The sequence below is a fragment of the Anseongella ginsenosidimutans genome, assembly GCF_008033235.1.
GTDB lineage: Bacteria > Bacteroidota > Bacteroidia > Sphingobacteriales > Sphingobacteriaceae > Anseongella > Anseongella ginsenosidimutans.
Genome location: NZ_CP042432.1, coordinates 2,980,219 through 2,998,846 on the forward strand (window position 1 = coordinate 2,980,219; position 18,628 = coordinate 2,998,846).

The 18,628-nt window shown below is 47.7% G+C and carries 10 protein-coding genes and 1 pseudogene; all 11 read left to right on the forward strand.

The genetic code is table 11. The annotated features are described in order from the left end of the window. Window positions 1-80: 80 nt before the first annotated feature. Window positions 81-527, forward strand: a complete 447-nt coding sequence (locus FRZ59_RS12360) for a hypothetical protein (protein WP_132128720.1) — start codon at window positions 81-83, stop codon at window positions 525-527. 240 nt (window positions 528-767) lie between these two features. Further along, on the forward strand, window positions 768-2,375 hold the full coding sequence (locus FRZ59_RS12365) for a tetratricopeptide repeat protein (RefSeq protein WP_132128722.1): 1,608 nt from the start codon (window positions 768-770) through the stop codon (window positions 2,373-2,375). A 321-nt stretch (window positions 2,376-2,696) separates the two neighbouring features. After that, on the forward strand, window positions 2,697-5,948 hold the full coding sequence (locus tag FRZ59_RS12370) for a SusC/RagA family TonB-linked outer membrane protein (RefSeq protein ID WP_225975051.1): 3,252 nt from the start codon (window positions 2,697-2,699) through the stop codon (window positions 5,946-5,948). 32 nt (window positions 5,949-5,980) lie between these two features. Further along, a complete protein-coding gene (locus tag FRZ59_RS12375) occupies window positions 5,981-7,897 on the forward strand; it encodes a RagB/SusD family nutrient uptake outer membrane protein (RefSeq protein ID WP_132128724.1) in 1,917 nt (638 codons plus the stop codon). Window positions 7,898-7,921: 24 nt separating this feature from the next. Beyond that, entirely contained in the window at window positions 7,922-9,106 is a 1,185-nt protein-coding gene (locus FRZ59_RS12380; RefSeq protein ID WP_132128726.1) for a DUF5000 domain-containing lipoprotein, read from the forward strand. A 55-nt stretch (window positions 9,107-9,161) separates the two neighbouring features. Next, on the forward strand, window positions 9,162-10,349 hold the full coding sequence (locus FRZ59_RS12385; protein ID WP_158640625.1) for a DUF4998 domain-containing protein: 1,188 nt from the start codon (window positions 9,162-9,164) through the stop codon (window positions 10,347-10,349). A gap of 51 nt (window positions 10,350-10,400) precedes the next feature. After that, window positions 10,401-12,416: an alpha-L-fucosidase gene (locus FRZ59_RS12390; RefSeq protein WP_132128730.1), complete on the forward strand. Its 2,016-nt coding sequence runs from the start codon at window positions 10,401-10,403 to the stop codon at window positions 12,414-12,416. Between the two features lie 135 nt (window positions 12,417-12,551). Then, window positions 12,552-13,909 (forward strand): annotated as a pseudogene (locus tag FRZ59_RS12395) (beta-N-acetylhexosaminidase); the annotation flags it as partial. Between the two features lie 108 nt (window positions 13,910-14,017). Next, entirely contained in the window at window positions 14,018-14,749 is a 732-nt protein-coding gene (locus FRZ59_RS12400) for a PA14 domain-containing protein (RefSeq protein WP_158640626.1), read from the forward strand. Between the two features lie 71 nt (window positions 14,750-14,820). Next, window positions 14,821-16,830, forward strand: a complete 2,010-nt coding sequence (locus FRZ59_RS12405) for a beta-N-acetylhexosaminidase (RefSeq protein WP_158640627.1) — start codon at window positions 14,821-14,823, stop codon at window positions 16,828-16,830. 148 nt (window positions 16,831-16,978) lie between these two features. Continuing rightward, window positions 16,979-18,625 (forward strand): sodium:solute symporter, encoded by a 1,647-nt coding sequence (locus FRZ59_RS12410; protein WP_132128734.1) that lies wholly within the window; start codon window positions 16,979-16,981, stop codon window positions 18,623-18,625. The last annotated feature ends 3 nt before the right edge of the window (window positions 18,626-18,628 follow it).

Sequence of the window (18,628 nt, forward strand, 5' to 3'; positions counted from 1 at the left end):
GAATTCTATGAAGGCAAGAGGCTGGAGTTTTGGGCTAAAAGCTTGGATATAAAGCAAGAGAAGTAAGCAAGCATACAAATATGGGAAAAATTGAAAAAATAAGTGGTGGATCTGCAAGACTAAATCAACTGATGCTATTATTATTTTTTTTGCCGTTTGTTTGGCTTCTCACCTACATCATTTTGGCAAAGAATTTTTCTTTAGCGGGCGGCGCTTTTTTACTATTTTGTATTGCCATGTGCTGTTTAATCATACGGAATGGATTTTCCTACGCGGATTTATACGTATCAGAGCATTGTTTAATAATCAAAAAGTTATTCAGTATCAAAAGCAAGCCTACGGCGAAAATCAAAAAAATCGATAAAGCCTTACTGCCTTTTACATTGTATGTTGAATTTGAGGACAGTACCAAAGCTTTTTTTTTCTCCCGCACCTCAGAAGTATTTAAGCAGTTAATAAGTTCTGATCCCGAAAAGTCCGTAAAATTTATAAAGAAAAAGTTATTAAAGAATGGACTTTCAAATTAGAAGCGATTAAGTGTCCATGCTGGATGAATGCAATTAACTCAATAGGGCCTGCGAACATTCTGCATCGTTTTTATGGATAGGGATAAGAAAGCGGAAAACGTTATCAATTCATGAAAAAGTAAAAGTTTTATTCCTCGTGTGGAATATGAAGAAAAGAGCATCAGGTTTTATATATATTCGTTGTAATATTGGGCTGCCGTAAGACACCCAAAATTGCGACCATTAACCTGAATCCTGATTATGAGCTTTACAAAAATCTTATTTATTCTTGTTTCCGTCCTGGTTTACGGCTGGGTAAATGCCCAGGAAATGATTACTTCCGAAAAGCTCGGGAAATTGGATGAAACGCCGCTCAGAAGCCTGGATGAGGTGAATGCCCTCGTGTTCAAGCCTCGTGGGTACGATATGGTGATGAACCCGAAATTGCCTGATTCATTGAGCAGCCTGGCAATGCTGTCGAAAGAGGAATCTGCGGAAATGAAGAAAAAGCGGATTCATTTTAATCCATATTTGGTTTTTTACAGCAGCATTGAATTAAAGAAGAAGGATATTTTTATTAGTTTTTCAAACTCATGGATCCGGCTGAGCGCCTATTATAAATACAACAATGACAGTAGTTCGGTAGAAGAATACCGGAAGAGAGTGAATCAGAATATGCTGAGCGAAAAAATGGTCGGATTTAAACCTAACCTTGAGCTTTTAGAAGATGTCACAGGTCCTGCACGGGAGCTGATCAATGCGGATGCGGTTTTTATCTACGATTCTAAGTCAAAATATAAATTTAAGGATACGGTTGACAATTACGGTTCTCTGGTCATACACCTGGTCAAGTTTGATCTCGGGTATGTCAGCCTCAGCTATTATTATCCATTAAACAAGCGGGAACTGGCCCTTTCGGAAATCAACGATACCTGGGGAATAATACAGTTCAAACCAGACAATGAGTTTACCCACCCTAATCATGACGGTAGGATTCCACCGTCAAAGGAGCCTGATCTATACTTCGGGAAATTTTCATTTTTGAACAATCCCGAACAGGCAAGAAAAGAGAAGGACCAATATGAGCAGCGAAAGCTGAAAGCCAGGGCGAATTCATTGGCCAGAGAAGCCATTCGTTTGGCGCAATCAAAAGATTTTGACCGGGCGAAGGAAAAGTTTTCTGAAGTATTGAAGGTCGACGCTGACAATGTGATTACGTATCGATATTTGCTGTTAATGTCCCTGGATGAAAATAACAAGGGTGGCTCCTGGAGATATTGCAATAAACTGATCGAAATAGATCCGGAAAGCAAGGAAACCTGGTTTTTAAAAGGCTTGACAGAGAAAAGGTACAACGAACTAGATAGTGCCGCCGAAACCTTTGAAATGATTATAAGGGAAAGAGATTCCCTGCATTATAGAAGTTATATCGAATTGGCGCTCATCTCTATGCTGAAAGGAGAGACAGATGCTGCCGACCTGAATTTCAATCGGGCGATAAATATCTTTAAAACCGAAGGAGAAAAGTCCTTGCGAAGGGAGAGTCACCGTATGCTGAACATCAATGACCTGTTCAGGACAAGGCTGGCCTATGCCAGGTTTTTGAATACTAATTCAGCGTTCGAAAAGAGCAAAATGCTGTTTGAGCAGACCTTAAAGGACGAACAGGCTGCCATCGAAGCAGGAAAAAAGGGCGAAAGACGAAGTATTTACGGAAAACTCACTCCTGAAAGCCTAAGAGAACTGAATTTTATGCTTGCTTTGTCCTATGCCGGGCTAAAGGACGAATCCAATACCCGGTTGTATTTGAAAAAGGCAAAGAGCCTGGGAAAAGTATTACCGGAGGAGTTGGATGGATTGTCCAGGTAATAGGCGTATTGACCGAGGTAGAGTACTGTTGAAAGAGGTAGAGTACTGTTGAAAAATCCCATTACCAGCCCAAGCGGAGCCGCTACGGCTTATTCCTGACCATAGCCAGTCTATAACTTCCAACCTAAACCATCTGTCTGAATACCGGCTTTTTCGTTCTAAATCATTGGATTAATATAGTGCCAATAATTGCTAATATAGGATTAAGGGTGTTAGAATCAATTACATAGTTTTGACTCAGCTGACAAGAAGATCGTGCCAAGGGTGCCAGAGAGGCTGGCCTTTTGGTATTGATACCCTAAACTATAACTGAATTGTTGTATGAATCAATATTTTACTCATGTATTTTCATTTTCTGATGGCGGCTGTAAGAAAATGATGCTTTTAAGTATTTTTCTGATAATGCATCTTCATTGCAGCACTGTATTCGGGCATTATACAGCGGAGGAACCAGCGCAATATTCTATGCCGGAGCGGCGGGAAGCTTCGTTCGCCACGGTCCTCCTGCCAGGAAAACGAGTTCTGAAAGACGTTCGGGAAGACGCTTTGATCCGGGAAATTAAGGGTACTGTAAGGGATTCAACGGGAGCGCTGCCCGGGGTAATGATTGCCGTCAAGGGGCAGCCTGGAGTAGGAACGGTTTCCGATATGAACGGTCGTTTTATTCTTGACATACCTGATGGTGACATTATTCTGGTCTTTAGCATGGTGGGTTACCAGTCACTGGAGATGGCGGTAGGAAATCAAACCGAAATTAATGTGGTGTTAAAGCAAGACGTGACTGCGTTGGAAGATGTGGTCGTGGTCGCATTCGGAAAACAAAAGAAGCAGGATGTAGTAGGTGCTGTTTCCTCCATTACGCCTTCCGAACTGAAAATACCCGCAAGCAACCTGACAACGGCCCTTGCGGGGCGGATCTCGGGAGTAATAGCTTACCAGCGAAGCGGCGAGCCTGGCGCGGATAACGCGGACTTTTTTATTCGGGGAGTTACCACATTCGGATATAAAAAGGATCCGCTTATCCTGATCGACGGTATCGAGGTAAGCAGTACCGATCTGGCCCGGCTTCAAACCGACGATATCGCCAATTTCTCTATTATGAAAGACGCCACGGCTACCTCTTTATACGGAGCCAGAGGTGCGAACGGCGTTATCCTGATCACGACAAAGGAAGGGAAGGAAGGGAAAATGAACATTTCGCTGAGAGCGGAAAATTCGGTTTCCATGGCCACCAGAAATATTGCGCTGGCTGACCCGATTACCTATATGAACCTGGCAAATGAAGCTGTGCTAACCAGGAATCCCGGTGGAAACCTCCCGTACCCGCAAAGCAAGATTGATAATACGATCGCCGGCGAAAATCCCTACGTCTATCCCGCGGTCAATTGGTATGATGAATTATTTAACGATTACACAGTAAATCAACGCTTCAATTTAAATGCAAGCGGCGGTGGAAAGGTTGCCCGTTATTACCTGGCGGGAACTTTTAACCAGGATAACGGTAACCTGAAAGTGGACAGAAAGTTTGACTTTAACAGCAATATCGACCTTAAAACATATTCTTTACGGTCGAACGTAAATATTAATCTTACACCTACTACCGAAGCCGTTGTCAGGCTTTCCGGGAATTTCGATGACTATAACGGGCCCATCAATGGCGGAGCGGATATGTATTGGCAGGCGATGCACGCTAATCCCGTACTGTTCCCGGCATATTTTATGCCCGATGAAGCCAACAGCCATATCAAACATGTAGCTTTCGGTAATAGTGGTGACGCCAGTTATATTAATCCTTATGCAAACCTGCTCAGAGGGTACAAAGATTACTCCAGTTCGAAAATGGATGGCCAATTCGAAGTAAAGCAGAATTTGGGATTTTTGGCTGAAGGGCTTTCCATGCGGGCGCTGTTTAATACATCAAGGTATTCCTATTTTGATGTGTCCCGGGCTTATGTTCCTTTTTATTACGCAATTGGTTCATACGACCGCAGAATCGACAGCTATACCTTGACTTCCTTAAATGAAGATACAGGCACCGAGTACCTTGATTACTCCGAAGGCCAAAAAGACGTACGTTCTTCTGTATACCTGGAGGCTGCTCTCAATTATAATAATACCTTCAAAGAAAAGCATAATGTGAGCAGTATGCTGGTTTTTATTGCCAGGAACAGCCTTGTGGGCAATGCCGGTGATCTCCAGTCTTCGCTTCCTTTCAGAAATTCCGGCGTATCGGGACGTTTCACATATTCTTACGATAACCGGTACTACGGAGAATTTAACTTCGGCTATAACGGCTCGGAACGATTTTATAAAACAAACCGGTTCGGATTTTTCCCTTCGGCCGGAATCGCCTGGAATCTTTCCAATGAATCGTTCTGGGAACCGCTGTTGCCGGTTATATCAAAGCTGAAGCTGCGTGCTACTTATGGTTTGGTGGGTAATGATGCCATCGGAAGTGACCAGGACCGTTTTTTCTACCTGTCAAATGTAGACATGAATGCTACAGGATACGGGGCTTACTTTGGCCGCGATTATACCTATTACCGGTCAGGCGTAACGGTGTCGAGGTATTCAAACCGGGACATCACATGGGAGAAAGCCAGGAAAACCAATATCGGGTTTGAAATCTCCCTGTTTGATAAGGTAAATATCGATGCAGACTATTTCAGTGAGGACCGGTCGAATATTCTGATGACCCGGGAGTTTATCCCTGCGTCTATGGGGCTTTCGGCGCCGATAAGGGCTAATGTTGGTGAAGCCACCGGACATGGAATTGACGCGTCGATCGACTATACAGAGTTTATTAATAATAATTTCTGGATAAAAGGCCGTGCTAATTTCACTTACGCGACCAGCGAGTTCCAGGTTTTTGAAGAACCCGATTATCCGTATGATTACTTAAGCCAGGTTGGTAAACCCTTAAGCCAAACCTGGGGTTACATTGCCGAGCGTCTGTTTGTAGATGATGAGGAGGCTAAGAACTCTCCGCGGCAGCCTTTCGGCGCGTATGGCGGGGGAGATATAAAGTATCATGATGTAAACAGCGATGGTCAAATTTCAGAACTTGACCGGGTTCCGATAGGACACCCAACCACTCCTGAAATTGTCTACGGATTCGGGTTGTCCACCGGTTTCAAAAGATTCGATTTTTCGTTTTTCTTCCAGGGTTCGGCCCGGTCTTCCTTTTGGATCGACCCTGTGGCTACGTCCCCGTTTGTCGGAGAGACGCAGCTTCTAAAGGTGTATGCCGACAATTACTGGTCGGAAGAGCAAAAAAATGTATATGCGTTGTGGCCTCGTTTGAGTTCAACGCAAAACGCGAATAATACCCAGGTGAGTACTTGGTTTATGCGAAACGGCTCTTTTCTTCGACTCAAATCATTAGAGATCGGGTATACGCTTCCCCAACAGGTGCTGGACAAAGTGCGTCTTTCTAATGCGCGGATATACCTGAACGGATTGAATCTCTTTTCCATCAGCAGCTTCAAGCTGTGGGATGTGGAAATGGGAGGAAACGGCCTGGGCTATCCGCTGCAGAGAACATTTAATATAGGGGCTCTGGTTTCCTTTTAATCTTTGTTTCAATACAGACAACAATTTGAGTTATGAAATGCATTAAGATATTTCTTGTTCTTTTACTATCCGTGGCCCTGGCGTCCTGCAGCAAATACCTGGATGTTGTTCCTGACAATGTGGCCACGATTGAAAATGCGTTCAGCAGCAGAAATACAGCGGAGAAGTTTCTTTTTACCTGTTATGCCTATTTGCCTGCGCATGGTTCGCCAACCGGTGTACCCTTTACCGCGGGGGATGAGTTCTGGCTTCCGTTTCCGCAAAATTCCCAGTATTATTTTAACGATCCGTTCGAGATGATTGCGCGCGACAATCAAAGCGCCTTCGATCCTTCTTTAAACTACTGGGACGGTTCCAGGGGAGGCAAGCCGATGTTCAGGGCTATCCGTGACTGTAATATCTTCCTGGAGAATATCGACGCCGTACCGGGAATGCAGTCCGCCGAGAAGAAGCGCTGGATAGCCGAAGTAAAGTTTCTCAAGGCATACTATCACTTTTGGCTCGTAAAGTTGTATGGGCCTGTTCCTTTAATTAAAGAAAACCTGCCGATTTCGGCGGGAGTAGATGAGGTGAAAGCTAAACGTGAGCCGGTCGATTCCTGTTTTGCTTACATCGAATCTTTACTCGATGAAGCCGTGCCCGACCTGCCTTTAACGATCACGGACGAGGCGAACGAACTGGGAAGGATCAGCCGGGTAACTTGTTTATCGGTAAAAGCCAGTATCATGGTGGCTGCGGCAAGCCCGTTGTTCAACGGAAATACGGACTACACGGGCTTTAAGGATAAGGAGGGCACTACCTTGTTCAACACCGCTTATGATCAGTCTAAATGGGAGAAAGCCGCCGAAAGTTGTAAAGAGGCAGTGTTAGCTGCAGAAGAGGCAGGCTTGCAACTATACCGTTATACCCCGGTGGTATCCGGCAACACCCTTTCGGAAACCACCATTACTCAAATGAGCATCCGGAACAGCATTGCTGAAAAGTGGAATGCAGAAATTATCTGGGCGAATCCGAACAGCCTTGCGGAAAACATTCAGCGTCTTGCCCAGGCACGAATAGATCCGCTGCGTATTATCAGCCAGGGACCGCGTTCGCTTCTGGCGCCTCCCTTAAAAATGGCTGAACTGTTCTATACGAAAAATGGTGTGCCTATCGAGGAAGACCGGACCTGGGACTATGACGGCCGTTATGCCTTAAGAACGGCCACGGAGGCCGAGAAGTATAATCTACAGCCAGGTTATCAGACCGTAGCGCTTCATTTTGACCGGGAGAATCGTTTTTATGCCGATCTTGCTTTTGACGGAAGCGTGTGGTATGGCCAGGGACGATACGATGATAATTCGCCTTTCGTGGTGCAGGCCAGGCGGGGACAGTCCGCCTCACGCACCGTCGGCACCCTTTATTCCGTTACCGGTTACTGGCCTAAAAAGCTGGTGCATTACCAGAATATCATCCTTGAAGGCTCCGGCCAGGCATATTCCGTTGTGCCTTATCCCTGGCCGGTGATGAGACTGGCCGATCTGTACCTGCTGTACGCGGAGGCGCTGAACGAGTCCGGGCGTCCTTATGAGGAAGTATGCACATGGCTTAACCTGGTCCGGGAAAGAGCAGGGTTGCTATCCGTGCAGGAATCATGGAAACAGTTCTCGACGAATCCCAGCAAATATACTACTCAGAATGGGCTCCGGGATATTATCCAGCAAGAGCGGTTGATTGAAATGGCATTTGAAGGACAACGCTTCTGGGACCTGAGAAGATGGAAGAAAGCGCGGGAAGTATTGAATAATAACCAGATCCAGGGATGGGATATTGAGCAATCGGAAGCGGCGCTGTACTACCGGGTTAAAACGCTGTATACTAAAAAGTTCAGCAACAGGGACTATTTCTGGCCCATTGCTTCAAGGAATTTACTTATTGATAACGAGCTGGTGCAGAATCCAGGCTGGTAATGCCTGGCCTTTAAATATGAAGTCATGAAAAAATACTTTTATTTGTTACTGGTAGGTTTCGCCGTGTTTCTTCTTTCTTCTTGTAAGGAGAATGAAATAGGGCCTTCAAGTGAAAATACGGGAGTGCCTCCGCCTTTAACAGAAGCTGTGGTGGAGAATCTGCCGGGTGCGGTTAAAATAACCTACCCGCAGCCGACCAATAAAAACATATTGTATGTAAAGGCGGAGTGTTTTTTAAACGGTGAGCTGCGGCTGGAAAAAGCTTCCATTTATAATAACGAGATTATTATCGAAGGCTTTGGTAAAAGCGAAAATTATGAGGTGAAGCTTTATACCGTCAACAGGGCGGAGGAGCCTTCTGCGCCATACAATGTTACGGTACACCCATTGCCTCCTACGGTCCAAACGGTTTTTTCCGATCTTACGCTGGAGGAAGATTTTGGCGGAGCCTTAGTGAAAATCAACAATCCCACCGAGGCGGAGTTACGCCTGGTGATGCTTGCGATGGATGATACCGGGGACTGGGTGACAGCGGAAACCTATTATACGCAGCAAATTTCCGGCGCGTTTGCCTTGCGCGGATACGAACCGGAGCCAAGGAAGTTCGGCGTCTACCTCCGCGACCGGTGGGATAATCGTTCCGATACTCTTATAAAAACGCTAACTCCGGTTTTTGAGGAGAAATTAGCAAAGGATAAGTTCAGGGCGCTGAATCTGCCAACCGACGCGCCGGAAGGATACGGCTGGGCGATGCCTAATCTATGGAATGACAGGATACTGACGCATACAAGCATTGACGATCCCGGGTTTCACACGGCTCCTGGTTCAGGTTTTCCGCAATGGTTCACGTTTGACCTTGGCGTCAACGCTTCGCTGAGCAGGTTTAAAATTTATCAGCGCGGAGGTTTCTATACGTTCAACTCAGGGAATCCCAGGAAGTTCGAGGTCTGGGGCAGTAATGATCCGGCAACGGACGGCAGCTGGGACAATTGGACCAGGTTGCTTGCCTGTGAGTCGGTGAAGCCCTCGGGAAGGCCGCTGGGCGACAACAGCGATGAGGATCTGGCAAAAGTCGCCGCAGGTGAAGAGTTTTCCTTTCAGCCGGGCACTCCGCCTATGCGTTATATACGAATCAAGACCCTTGAAACCTGGGGTGGGTCTGACGCTCTTCATATCATCGAAATAGAATTTTGGGGTTCAAGTAATTAATGCTATGCATATATATAGAAAGAAATCTTTTCTGTATTGTTTTTTCTGGGTTGCTGTGGTTTGTGGAGTTTGCTCCTGCAGCAAGGAAGATGCGTATAAACAATACATCCCGAACGGCGAAGTAAAATACCCCGGCACGCCTGACACCATAATTTCTTATGCCGGATTGAACCGGATACAGCTTGCCCTGGTACTTCCCGATCCCAATATTACAAGGGTGGAGGTTTTTTGGAACAATAAAAGCACTAAACTGGAGGTGCCCGTTCAGAAAACCCGGGTATTAGAGGATACGATTAAAATCCTCATTGAAGAGTTGGAAGAGGCGACCTTTAACTTTGAAGTATTTACCCGTGATGAAGACGATAATATTTCAGTAGTCACAGAGGTTCAGGGGACTGCGTATGGGGAGAGTTATCTCAGTACCCTGCATAACAGGGCGCTGAAGAACGCGGCTACGTTGTACGGGGCAGACGGGACGACAACCATCGAATGGCACGGGCCTGAGGAAAACGAACGGGGGCTGGAGCTGAACTATACCGACAAGAACGGAAATCCGGCGCAGCTGTTTGTTGGAAAAGACGAATCGCTCACCTTGATTGCAGACTACAAACCTGGTACGGATTTTCGTTATCGCACGCTCTTTTCTCCTCAGTCGAATATGGTGGATGTTTTCGCCGCGGCCTATACAACCGTATCCGCGCCTCCGGTGACTTATCCTGATTTGGATAAAAGCAAGTTCAGGGAGTATATACTGCCGGGCGATGCACCTAGTGCCTATGGCTGGCTGCTTCCGTACATGTGGGACGGCAGATTTGGAGAGGGCGAAGGCTTCCATACTGATGTAACAGTTTCAAGTCCCCATCACTTTACGTTTGATCTTGGCGTCACCGCTGAACTTTCGGAAATGCGGATCTGGCAGCGGCGTGACGATCCTTACCTTTATAGTTTTGGAAACCCCAAACGATGGGAAGTATGGGGAAGTACGGATCCGGCACCTGACGGTAGTTATACGGGCTGGACTAAGCTGATGGACTGTGAATCCGTTAAGCCCTCAGGGTCCGGGCCGGTCACACAGGCAGACCGGGACTATGCAAATGCGGGAGAGCTATTCAAGTTTCCCGTTATTACGCAGCCGGTGCGATATATACGGTTCAGGATGCTGGAAAATTGGTCTGGTAACAGCGTTCCTTCATCAGGGGCGGGGGTTCATATTATGGAAGTCAATTTCAAGGGGGCTTATTAAGGTGACGACGGCCGCATAAAAATTATTCATTCACATAACAGAGGTATCCTAATGATTAAAAAAGCAATCACGTTTACTGTTGCCTTCATTTTTTTAAGCCTTCCGCTATTGCTTAGCGCACAGGAAAAGCTGAGGCGTTCAGAAAGCTTTTTCGGTTTCCATTTTGATTTTCATGCCACGGCAAATGATAAGGAATTAGGGAAGTATTTTGATGAAGAAGTGCTGACAACGTTTTTAAGACGTACAAACCCGGATTACGTTCAGATCGACAGCAAGGGGCATCCCGGATTTTCCAGCTACCCGACTAAAACAGGTTATTCTCCCGGAAGCTTTTCGAAGGATCCGATGAAATTGTGGCGGGAGGTTACTGATGAATTCAACATTGCTCTTTATGTGCATTATTCAGGTATCATGGACGATAAAGCCATCAGCGTTCACCCGGAATGGGCAAGGGTAAACGCGGATGGTTCCAAGGTTCCGGGAAGGGCCGCTTATCTGGGCCCTTATTCTGACAAATTAATGATCCCGCAGCTTAAAGAGATGATTGATAACTATGCGATAGACGGAGTATGGATCGACGGGGATTGCTGGGCCACCGGTCCGGATTACTCCGAAGAAGTCGTAAATGGCTTTAAAAAAGCCACGGGGCTTGAGTCGGCCCCTGTCACGGCAGATGATCCGAACTATTCAAAATGGCTTGAATATAACCGGCTGGCGTATAAGCAGTACCTGAAACACTATATTGATGCCATTCACGCATATAAACCAGGATTTCAAATAGCGAGTAATTGGGCTTTTTCTTCCATGATGCCTGAAGAAGTGGATGTGGACGTCGACTTTCTTTCCGGGGATGTCTCGGGTCAGAACTGTGTCTACAGTGCCGCATTTCAGGCCCGGTGTCTTGCTTTGCAAGGCAAACCATGGGATTTAATGGCCTGGGGTTTTGTACCCCTGGATTTTTCGGGAGGTATTCATAGCCCCAAATCCCTTGTGCAGCTGCAGCAGGAAGCCGCCGAAGTAATGGCGGTAGGCGGCGGTTTCCAGGTTTATTTTCAGCAAAACAGGGACGGCTCCTTTCAAAACAGTATCGACGTGGATGCAATGGCCCAACTAGCCGAATTTTGCAGGGAAAGGCAACCTTATTGCCAGAACAGCTCGGTCACTCCGGAAATTGCCTTATGGTATTCAGGAGAAGGATGGAAGAAGTACAATGCGGGCGTGTACGGCTGGGGATCTAATATGGAAGGGCTCAACAACCTGTTTATGGACGGTCAGCATTCCGTGGAAATTCTTATGGACCATCATATGCGGGAGCGGATGGAAAAATACCCCGTGATCGTTATTCCAGAGTGGGACCATTACGATGCTTCCCTGAAAAGCAGGCTGCTTGCGTACGTGAAGAACGGCGGTAATCTTTTTGTGATAGGTGCTAAAGCCGTGAAGCAGTTTGAACCTTACCTTGGTGTGACCTTCAGCGGATCCGACAGTACAAAGCAGTTTAACATCGGAGATCCGGAAATGAATGGGATCACCGGGATAAGAACCGCCTGGCAGAAAGTCCTCCCAAAGGAAGGAACAAAAGAGATTGGGCATGTTTACTACCAGCGAGATTACCGGTTTGCCACTGATTTTCCGGTTGCTACCGTCGCAGCATACGGAGAGGGCAAAATAGCCGGTCTTTACATGGATATGTCCGGCCCCTATAATACCTCGCGGCACCCTGTTTACAATAAGATCGTAAACAATGTATTAGCGGAACTTAACCCCGATGCAGGAGTGAGGGTAAGGGGAAGCGAAAAAATCCATGTGGTTTTAGGGAAAAAAAACGAAAAGGCACTCGTACACCTGATCAACGCTGACGGGGCTCATTTTAACGGCAAAGTGTACGGTTATAACCAGGTATCGCCATCCAATCCGCTGAGCGTGGATATCAAATCGGCTGGCAAGCCGAAAGCCGTCACATTACAGCCCGAAGGAAAACGGCTGGAGTTTGACTACCGGGACCAGCGCATCCTGGTGGATGTTCCTCCGGTGAATGTATATTCTATTATAGAAATAGCATATTAGCAGGATATGAAAAAGAAACTGTTTTTTCGTTCCGTGATTCTGATATGTTTGTTCAGCTCGTCCGCGCTTATTGCCCAGGACAGGAATATACGTATCGGAGAAGTCTTGGTTATCCCGGAGCCTTTGCAACTGCAAATGCAGAAGGGCGATTTCACACTAAGCAGTCAGAGCAGAATATATGTTGATGGGCAAAGCCCGGAGCTGAAAGCGATCGGAGAGCAACTTGCCGCACATTTCTCCTTACATGCAGGCTTGCACTTGCGGTTGACGAATCTGCCCCTGACCGGTGGGGTCCCGGCAGGCGTTTCCAACGCTATTTTTCTAACAATGGCCGGCGCTGCTGACAGCCTTGGAGAAGAGGGCTATTCCCTTAACGTCCGGCCGGAAAGCATTACGATCAAGGCAAATACACCGCAGGGGATATTTTATGGTGTGCAAAGCCTGTATCAATTGCTTCCCCGGGATTTGCGCGCCGGATCAGCGTTTGCCATTCCGTCCGTATCAGTCATTGATAAACCGCGATTCGTATGGAGGGGGATGATGCTGGATGCCGGACGATACTTCTATTCGGTTGATTTTATTAAAAAGTTTATTGACTATCTGGCGATGCATAAAATGAACACGTTTCATTGGCATCTCACAGAGGATCATGGCTGGCGGATAGAAATAAAAAAATATCCCCGCCTTACCGAAATAGGTGCTACAAGAGAAGGAACGCAGCGCAGCCACAGTCGCGAGGACGTAGACCGGACCCCTCACAGTGGATACTATTCGCAGGAGGAGATCCGGGAGGTGGTAGCCTATGCGAAGCAGCGTTATGTAACCGTCGTTCCTGAAATTGAAATGCCCGGCCATAGCCTGGCCGCCCTGGCCGCTTACCCCGAGCTTTCATGCACGGGCGGACCCTTTGAGATGCCGCTTTACTGGGGCATCCGGCAGGATATTTTCTGTGCCGGGAACGAAGCGACCTTTCATTTTCTGGAAGACGTTTTGTCTGAGGTAGCCGCCCTGTTCCCCAGCCAGATTATTCACATTGGGGGAGATGAAGCTCCTAAGGCACGGTGGAAAGCCTGTCCTAAATGCCAGGCAAGAATGAAGGCGGAAGGGCTGAAGGATGAACACGAACTGCAGAGTTACTTCATTAAGCGCATAGAGAAATTTCTCCAGACCAAAAACAAAAGCATTATAGGATGGGATGAAATTCTGGAAGGCGGATTAGCTCCCAATGCCGCCGTCATGTCATGGCGGGGTATCAGCGGGGGAATTGCCGCAGCCCGGCAGGAACATGACGTAGTAATGTCACCCACAGATTTTATGTATTTTGACTACTACCAGGGAAAGCCCGAAACCGAGCCGCTGGCCATCGGCGGATTCGTTCCCCTGGAAAAAGTCTATTCCTACGAACCGGTACCCGCCGAGCTGTCGCCGGATGAAGCCCGGTTTATCAGGGGGTTCAGGGTAATGTATGGTGCGAATTTATTCATTCCCCTGAAAAAGTGGAGTACATGGCCTACCCGAGGGCTCTTGCATTATCGGAAGTTGCCTGGTCGGCGGCTTCAGCCCGGGACTACCCCCGTTTTCTTCAAAAGCTTCCCGGCCGTTTGGCAGCATTAGATAAAGAGGGGCTGAACTTCAGGATACCGGAACCGGCTGGCTTAGAGGACTTGGTTACCACGAAAAAGAAAGCGCGCGTCCGGCTTGACCCACTGGTGGCCGGAGCCGAAATTTTCTATACTATTGATGGCACCGGGCCGGGCGCCGGCAGCCGGAAATATGTAAAACCATTCAAACTTTCGCTGACCAGCGGGAAGCCGGCGCGGCTGAAGACCGTTGTGGTGTTGCCATCGGGCAGGACAAGCAGTGTGTATACGGCCACCTTTACGCGAAAAACCTACCGGCCCGCTTTAAAGATACATCCGGAAGAGCAGGGTGTTTCCTTCAAGGCTGAATACGGTCGGTTACCTTTAGCAAAGGACATCCAGCTGGAGAAAGCCGACACCAGCGGAGTACTTGGAGATTTTGGTATAGAACCTTTAAGCCGGAGGCCGATGGGTGTTGTGTACGAAGCCTACTTCCTGGCCGCGAAAGACGATATCTATACCTTCAGTATCCGGTCGGACGACGGTGCCGTCTGCTATTTAAACGACGAGCTGCTCATAGAAAATGACGGGGAACACAGCGTGACCGAGGGAGCGGGAACAGTACCCCTTCGGAAAGGCTACCATAAAATACGACTTCAATACTTTGACGCCGGGGGAGGCCGCCATCTTGAAATGCGCGTAAAAGATAGTTCAGGAAACTATCCGCTTTCCGGTAAGCTGTTTGTTAACTGACACAAGGGTAAGTTATGTTTAAAACGTTTTTAACTTTCTTAACCGTTTCTGCTTTCTTTTTTGCGCAGGGCATGACAGCGCACGCCGGCCTGCTGCAGATGAGGGGCGGTGCAGAGCCGGTGCAAATGCCGTCCCTTATTCCCGAACCTCAGTCACTGAAATGGTCGGGTGAGCATTTCCCGCTGGACAGGAGCAAGGGTATCCTTATCGAAGACAAGCGTTTGCTGCAAGTGGCGGAGATCCTGCAGGCCCGGCTTGCATCCGATTGCATATCCATTCCGATACGTGTGGGTAGGGGAGATAATTATTTAATTGAGCTAAGGCTTGGGAGCGTAAAAGCTCCCTTTCAGGCGGAAGAAGCCTACCGCCTGGAGGTCAAAAAGAACAAAGTTGTACTGACAGCGAATACCGAACACGGAATATTTAACGGGATACAGACACTTTATCAGCTGACCGACTTTAATACCGGAATGATAGCAGGCTGCCATATAACCGATTACCCCGCTTTCAAATGGCGGGGATACATGGTAGACGTAGGGCGGAATTATCAATCCCTGGAGCTGTTAAAACAGCAAATCGATATTATGTCCAGGTATAAGTTAAACGTTTTTCATTTTCACCTGACAGAAGACGTTGCCTGGCGTTTACAGATTAAAGCCTATCCTGCACTGACTTCGGCAAAATCAATGACCCGGAATAAAGGGAAGTATTACAGCATTGATGAGATGAAGGAGCTGATCCAATATTGTAAAGATCGCTTTATTACCCTGGTACCTGAACTTGACATGCCCGGGCACAGCGCCGCCTTTACCCGCGCAATGGGCGTGGACATGCAAACCGACAAGGGCCTGGAAATTGTAAAGGGCATTCTTTCAGAGGTTTGCGAAACCTATGATGTTCCCTATATACACATTGGTGCAGATGAAGTTGCTATCCGGAACCAGCACTTCCTTCCGGAAGTCACCAGTTTGATTCACCAATATAAGAAGGAAGTAGTTGGATGGTCCCCCGGCGGCAATTATGACGATCGTACGATCCGGCAGTTATGGAAAGACGAAGGCGAACATGATATCGGAAAGGGATCCCTGAGGCATATTGAGTCCCGGTACCTTTATCTAAGCGATATGGCCCCGCAATCAGGGGTGCCTTCCATTTTTCAGCGTCAGTTTGGGGGGAAAAAACATGGTGACAGCAGCTTGCTCGGCGCCGAAATATGTTTATGGGATGACCGGCGGGTAGAACAGGAAACAGACCACCTGAGAATGAACGCGGTCTATCCAAGTATGCTCGCGTTTTCGGAGCGAAGCTGGAAAGGCGGCGGGTATCCGGGCAAAGCCGCTGATATTGGTCCTGACTCGTCGGCGCGTGCGAAAGATTTCGCCGCGTTTGAAAAGCGTCTGATCACTCATAAGAAAAACTATTTCCGGAATCTGCCCTTCCCTTATGTCGCGCAGACAGCTATCAAGTGGAAGCTTTTTGGCCCTTTTGAAAACCACGGCGACGTGACTGCTTCCTTTTGGCCTGAAGCGGAGGGCGTATCTCCTGAGGATTCCCTTGCCGCCGTTAATGCTACTGGCGGAACGGTTTATCTCTGGCACCACACGTATGATTCGCCTGTCAGTACCTGGATACCGGCCCCAAAAGTCAACACCACCTGGTATGCATTCACAAGATTCTGGTCCGGGGCCGATACTACCATACATATATGGGCTGAGTTTCTCAATATTGCCCGGTCCGGAGCGGACGCCACCCCGCCTACGGGTGAGTGGGACTATAAGAAAAGCAAGCTTTGGATAAACGGATTGGTACTCGATCCCCCGGAATGGGCATATCCCGGCCGCCCAATGGGTTTGTTGGAAGAGCCCTTAGTTGACGAAGGCTACTACTTCCGGCGCCCGGCAATCGTAAACGTGAAAAAAGGATGGAACAGCATATTGGTGAAACTGCCGCTAGCTGCATTTGATCTGCCCGACTGGCATGCTCCGCCTAAATGGATGTTTACCGTTATTCCGGTTCAGAAAGCCGATGGCGTGAACTGGTATGCGAGTGAGATAAGGTACCAGCCTCATGCTGACCGGTGACCGGCAGTACTACCCGGGTAAATAGTGCCGAAAAGTGTTAAGATAGGAAGAGCGCGCTTTTTTTGAACCCTGTATTTTTGTTATTAATCTCGTTTCGATATGGAATTCAGTTACCCAATACTCACTTACACCGTTAGGCGCTTTTGAAATGATCAGCAACCTGGATGTTTTCATTAGCGGCATTTATATCCTGGGGATCGTCGCCGTGGGTTTATGGGCAAGTATGAGAAAGGCCGGATCGGGTGGAAGCGTGTCGGGTACTTACTTCCTGGCGGGAAAAACCCTGCGGTGGCCTACGATCGGACTTGCCTTATTTGCTACCAATATTTCCTGTGTTCACCTGGTCAGTCTTGCGCAGTCAGGGTTTGATTCGGGGCTGCTTAACGGGAATTTTGAATGGATGGCTTCTTTTACACTTATCCTTCTAGCCTTGTTTTTCGTACCTTTTTATATTAAGTCCGGAGTTGCCACTTTACCTGACTTTTTGGAAAGAAGGTACAACCGGGCCAGCAGGGACTGGCTCACGATTATTTCCATATTTTCCGCTGTCATTATACATATCGCGTTTTCCCTGCTGGCCGGAGGTATCGTGCTGGAGACCCTGTTTAACGTAAACATGTATGTCAGCATTATTGGAATTACCGTTCTGGTGGGTATTTATACGATTTTAGGCGGCCTTTCGGCGGTTGTAATTACTGAATCCATCCAAACGATCGTGCTGGTACTCGGGGCTGTCATCATCACCGCTGCCTGCTGGAACCAGATGGGAGGGTGGAGTGCGATGACGGCGGTGTTGGAATCAAATAATGAGATGAGCCGTTTATCGATGCTGCGTCCTGCGGGCGATGATAGCGGTATGCCCTGGTATTCCATATTCCTCGGTTATCCGATACTCGGCATCTGGTACTGGTGCGCTGACCAAACTATTGTGCAGCGCGTACTTGGTGCGAAAGATGAAAATCATGCGCGGGCCGGGGCCCTGTTTTGCGGATTTATCAAAATACTGCCCGTTTTTATTTTTGTACTGCCCGGTCTGTTCGCTTACGCCCTTGCACAAAAGGGAGTTTTAAACCTGGAATCCATCACCTCGATTGATTCCTCCGGAGCAGCTGTGGTAAACAGCAAGGGAATTTATACCTTAATGATCGTACAGCTTTTACCCGCGGGTCTGATTGGCATCGTGGTAGCCGCGCTGCTTTCGGGTATCATGAGCCAGGTCTCGGGTGCCCTCAATTCCATTTCTACCTTGGTAAGTTATGACATATTTAAACGCGTTTACCCGGAGACCAGCGACAAAAAACTGGTAAAGGTGGGACGGGTATCCGCGGCGATCTGCCTGGTTATTTCCATTTTGCTCCTGCCTTTATTAAACAGCTATGAAAGCTTGTTTATCGGGTTGAATGACGTGATCGCCCATATTGCTCCCCCAATCACCTGCGTTTTCCTGCTCGGTATATTCTGGGGTGGAGCCTCACCTAAATCGGCCCAGTACACGCTTTGGATAGGATCGCTGCTGGGCATAGCGGTTTATATTGCCAGCAAGGTTTACCCTGAAAGCCTCATCGGGCAAATACCCTTTATGATGACGGCATTTTACCTGTTCTGCATCTGTGTTTTATTGCAGGTGAGCATTTCTCTGATTGCGCCATTTGAGCATACCGCGGAAAGCAAAGCCCTGTTTTGGAAGAACCCGTTTCAGCCCCTGACCCGCCCAGGCTGGACCGGCATGGGAAACTACAAGGTGTTGTCCGGCCTGCTCTTACTGATCATGGTAGTACTGTATTCTTTTTTTTAATAA